Source organism: Microbacterium umsixpiens (assembly GCF_053543675.1).
The window spans coordinates 21333-25401 of the sequence record NZ_JBLVOH010000136.1; the positions used below are offsets into that span (position 1 = coordinate 21333).

The window sequence follows — 4069 nt, forward strand, 5'->3', positions numbered from 1 at the left end:
GCCCCTTCTTCGCATCGCCGAGCTGATCTGCCCGTCCCCACCGAAGCCCTAGACTTGCGTGGTGTCGCTCGCGGTCTGGTTCTCCTTGCTCACCGCGTCGGTGGTGATCAGCTTCACCCCCGGAGCAGGCGCCATCAACACGATGTCGAATGCGCTCAACCAGGGGTGGAAGCGCTCGATCTGGGGAATCATCGGGCAGCAGATCGCATTGATCGTGCATGTCGCGATCGTCGCGGCAGGCGTCGGTCTGCTCGTCTCGCGCTCGGAGTTCCTGTTCAACACCATCCGGTACGCCGGGGCGGCCTATCTCGTGTTCCTCGGCATTCGCCTGATCCTCACGAAACCTGCGGGCACCCTGGATGACGCTCCCGTGCCCGTCGACTCTCATGAGAGTCACTGGTCGATGATCCGACGGGGGTTCTGGGTCAACCTGCTCAACCCCAAGGCGATCGTCTTCTTCTTGGCGTTCATCCCGCAGTTCATCCGGCTCGATGAGCCTCCGGTGCCGCAGTACCTCACGCTGGTCGCGACGGTGATCGTGGTCGACGTGATCGTGATGTGGGGGTTCTTCGCGGCCGCGGCCCGCCCGTTCCGGCGCCTCACGAGATCCGTGCGCGGCCAACGCATCCTCAACCTGGTGTTCGGCGTTCTCTTCATCGCTGTGGCCGGCGTGCTCGTCCTGCTGCACTGATCCGACACGGGAGCCCGCGCGCCTCTAGGCTGGACACGATGGACATGGATGCCGCCGCCTTCGAAGAACTGGTGATCGACGAGCTCGACCTCCTGCCCGACGACATGGTGGAAGGACTCGAGAACGTCGTGTTCGTCGTCGAGGACCGGCCGGAGGACGGCAGCCTGGATCTGCTGGGCCTGTACGACGGTCTAGCGCTCACCGAACGCACACAATACGGTATGGGCGAGCTTCCCGACCGGATCGTGCTCTATCGCGAGCCGCATCTCGCGCAGTGCGAAACCCTGCACGAGCTCCGCGACGAGGTTCACACGACCCTGGTCCACGAGATCGCTCACTTCTACGGCATCGACGATGAGCAGCTCCATGAGATGGGCTGGGCATGATGGCGAGGATCGCCCACCCGGAACTCGATGAGATCGTCGACCTCAGCGCCGCCCCGCTCGAGCCGTGGCAGGTCGTGGTGTGGAACGACCCCGTGAACCTCATGAGTTACGTGGTCCGCGTGTTCCGGACCTACTTCGGGTACTCGCTCGACCACGCCACCGCTCTGATGCTCGCCGTGCACAACGAGGGACGCGCGATCGTCGCCACCGGACCGCGAGAGACCATGGAGGTGCATGCGCAGGCCATGCACGACTTCGGGCTCTGGGCCACCGTCAGGAAGGCACCGCTGTGAGCGACGACATCATCGTCATGCCCATCACCGTGATCGAGGAGTTCCACCTGTCCCGGCTCGTCGAGGACTTCATCGAGCTCGTCAGCGAATCACGGGGCACGGATGATCCGGCCATCGACCGGCTGACGCCGAACCCCTATCCCGAAGACTCGGATGCTGCGGCCGAGTTCGCCGATGCCACGCGGGACGATCTCCTCGATCGTCGTCTCGCCGACGCGCGCAGGGTCCGCGCGGCGCTGGATGAGTACCCCACGGGTATCGACTCGCTCACGGAGGAAGACGCGCTCGAAGTGCGAGAGACCCTCATCGCGTTCGATAGCCTCGAAGCCTGGCTTCGAACGCTCACCGCCATCCGTCTCGTCATCGCCACGCGACTCGGAATCACGTCCGATGTCCAGACCGACGAAGACGGCCGCCACGATGTCTACGAATGGGTCGGCTATCGGCTGGAGCTGATCATCCAGGCTGCCGATGAGGCGGAATCCGCGTCGGAGATCTGACCTACGGGACGTCGACGATCCGAGTGGCCAGAGCACGAGGGTCGTCCCGTTCGAGATGACGGCGTTCCTGCGCCGCCCAGCGATCCCAGTGCGGACGGTACGTCTCTCCGTCACGATTCAGCGCCCGGGTCTTCCGCGACGCCTCCGCGGATTCCACCCAGACCCTGACGTCCGCGAGACCCGCTGTCGATGGTCGCAGGATTCCACTGCCCTCGATGATCACGCCGAGGGCAGGGTCGACCGCGTGGCTCTCCGCCTCGGCCTCCGACTCCCAATCCCAGCGCCGCCACGTGCCGAGGTATCCGCGACCGTGCGGACGCAGGATCCACTCGAGAGCACGTTCTGCTCCGTCGTCGAGGCCATCCCAACCGGGATAGATCGAATCGAGGGCGACGAGCTGCACGTGACCGAGGACGGGCCAGCGCCTGACGAGCCTCGCCGCGAGAGAGGACTTCCCCGCGCCGCTGCCGCCGTCGATCAGGACCACAGGATTCGCGGCCGCCAGTGCGCGGATGTCCTGTTCGATCAGGGTCGCAGCGCGCTCCAGAGCCGTCGCGACGGGGTCGTCACTTCTTGAGGGCACGGATGATGCGCACGAGAGCCCGCCCGGTGACCCAGACGAACGGCACCGCCACGAGGAGCAGCGTGACGATGTTGGGCTCGAAGCGGAGACCCTCTTCTCGCCGGACGTAGACCCCGACCGGGACGGAGACACCGCCCCCTCCCCCGCCTTCGGCACCGTCGCCGCTGCCACCGCCGAATCCGGAGTATGTGAATGCAACGGGAGTGATGCTCACCCCGTCGACATCCTGAGGCTCTCCGTAAGCGCTCTTCACGCCGAAGGACGCTGCTTGCTTTCCGAGTTCCAGTGCGATGTTCGGCATACCTCCACGGTAGCCGAGGAACAGGGCGCGCGTGAGATCAATCCAGGCCGTGCGCCTTCGGATGCTGCGCGGCGCCTCGGCCATCGGCACGCCCGATGTGTCGCGCGCGGCTGATCGTCGCGGAGCCGAACCGTGCCACGGCCTCGTCGACGGCGCCCTCGACCTTGCGCCAATCCTCGTCGTCGTCCCAGAGGCCGAGACCGCCACCGCCAGCGGGGCGCAGGTTCTCGGCGCGGACGCCGACGAGTCGCACGGGGTCCCGCCGATCGATCTGCTCGAACAGTGTCTGGGCTGCCTCGCCGATCCGCTGACCGACCGCAGTGGGCTCGCTCAGGGTCACGGAGCGGCTGAGCGTGCGGAAGTCGTCGAATCGGATCTTGATCGCGACGGTCGCCGTCTCCCAGTCGGCACGCCGCAGCCTCGCTGCGACGCGATCGGCGAGTCGCAGGAGCTCCGCACGGAGAAAATCCCGATCCAGGATGTCGGTGTCGAATGTCTCCTCATGACCGATGCTCTTCTCCACGCGTTCCGTGTCGACGGCACGCGGATCCTGTCCCATCGCCAGCTGCGCGAGGCGCGCACTGAGGGCCGCACCCACAGCCCTGTCGATCATCTCTCGCGGCGCCTCGCGCACATCCTGCACCGTGCGGATGCCTCGCGCCTCGAGCGCCTCCGCAGCCTTCGGCCCGACGCCCCACATCGCGCGAACCGGTCTCGGCGCGAGGAAGTCGAGCGTGTCCTTCGCTGCGACGACGAGCATGCCATCGGGCTTCGAAATCGTGGACGCCATCTTCGCGACGTGCTTGGTGGCGGCGACGCCCACGCTGCAGGTGATGCCGACCTCGTCGAGCACTCGTTGCCGGATCAACTCCGCGATGCGAGCGGGACTCCCCCAGAGGCGGCGCACGCCCTGCACATCGAGGAACGCCTCGTCGACCGACAGCGGCTCGACGAGGGGCGTGAACGACTCGAAGATCGCCATCACCTGCCGTGAGACCTCCTGGTACCGGTGGAAATGCGGGAGGACGATGCGCGCGGACGGGCACAGCCGTATCGCCTGGGAAACCGGCATCGCCGCACGGACGCCATAGCGACGAGCCTCGTAGGACGCACTCGAGACGACGGAACGGCCGTCCGGCGCCCCGATGATCAGCGGCAGACCACGGAGGGAGGGATCATCGAGCACCTCGACGGCCGCATAGAACGCGTCCATGTCGACGTGCAGGATGCGGGTTCCCGTGTCGTCGGCATCGACGGCGGAGACGATGCGCCCTCTGCCGTCACCGTGTCCCATACGACCATTCTCCCCCCGGCC

General features: G+C 66.5%; 7 protein-coding genes. 4 read left to right on the forward strand and 3 right to left on the reverse strand.

The window, feature by feature from the left end:
• The first annotated feature begins 61 nt into the window (after positions 1-61).
• Genes ACNPM4_RS13460 through ACNPM4_RS13475 form a run of 4 tightly spaced genes read left to right on the forward strand, consistent with a single transcriptional unit; the run spans position 62 to position 1870 of the window.
• Positions 62-691, forward strand: a complete 630-nt coding sequence (locus tag ACNPM4_RS13460; RefSeq protein WP_181156193.1) for a LysE family transporter — start codon at positions 62-64, stop codon at positions 689-691.
• Between the two features lie 38 nt (positions 692-729).
• The gene (locus ACNPM4_RS13465; RefSeq protein WP_029263455.1) at positions 730-1077 is read left to right on the forward strand and encodes a metallopeptidase family protein; all 348 of its coding nucleotides are present in this window, start codon (positions 730-732) and stop codon (positions 1075-1077) included.
• Positions 1074-1370: an ATP-dependent Clp protease adapter ClpS gene (clpS, locus tag ACNPM4_RS13470; protein ID WP_448986002.1), complete on the forward strand. Its 297-nt coding sequence runs from the start codon at positions 1074-1076 to the stop codon at positions 1368-1370. The genes ACNPM4_RS13465 and clpS overlap by 4 nt, the downstream gene beginning before the upstream one ends.
• Complete coding sequence (locus tag ACNPM4_RS13475; RefSeq protein WP_448986003.1) at positions 1367-1870, forward strand: DUF2017 family protein; 504 nt, start codon at positions 1367-1369, stop codon at positions 1868-1870. Before clpS ends, ACNPM4_RS13475 begins: the two co-directional genes overlap by 4 nt.
• 1 nt (position 1871) lies before the next feature.
• Here ACNPM4_RS13475 and ACNPM4_RS13480 read toward each other — a convergent pair whose 3' ends face one another.
• From ACNPM4_RS13480 to dinB, 3 genes are read right to left on the reverse strand one after another with little or no spacing between them, the layout of a single operon-like run.
• On the reverse strand, positions 1872-2453 hold the full coding sequence (locus ACNPM4_RS13480) for a nucleoside/nucleotide kinase family protein (protein WP_448986004.1): 582 nt from the start codon (positions 2451-2453) through the stop codon (positions 1872-1874).
• Positions 2437-2754: a hypothetical protein gene (locus ACNPM4_RS13485; protein ID WP_029263459.1), complete on the reverse strand. Its 318-nt coding sequence runs from the start codon at positions 2752-2754 to the stop codon at positions 2437-2439. The genes ACNPM4_RS13480 and ACNPM4_RS13485 overlap by 17 nt, the downstream gene beginning before the upstream one ends.
• A 37-nt stretch (positions 2755-2791) precedes the next feature.
• Positions 2792-4048 carry a DNA polymerase IV gene (dinB, locus tag ACNPM4_RS13490; RefSeq protein WP_448986005.1) on the reverse strand — a complete coding sequence of 419 codons (1257 nt, stop codon included), beginning with the start codon at positions 4046-4048 and terminating at the stop codon, positions 2792-2794.
• Between the last annotated feature and the right edge of the window lie 21 nt (positions 4049-4069).

Bases quoted from the DNA above. Each gene is read 5' to 3' on its own strand.
- ACNPM4_RS13465 (WP_029263455.1), top strand. From the start codon at position 730: ATGGACATGGATGCCGCCGCCTTCGAAGAACTGGTGATCGACGAGCTC.
- clpS (WP_448986002.1), top strand. From the start codon at position 1,074: ATGATGGCGAGGATCGCCCACCCGGAACTCGATGAGATCGTCGACCTC.
- ACNPM4_RS13485 (WP_029263459.1), bottom strand. From the start codon at position 2,754: ATGCCGAACATCGCACTGGAACTCGGAAAGCAAGCAGCGTCCTTCGGC.
- dinB (WP_448986005.1), bottom strand. From the start codon at position 4,048: ATGGGACACGGTGACGGCAGAGGGCGCATCGTCTCCGCCGTCGATGCC.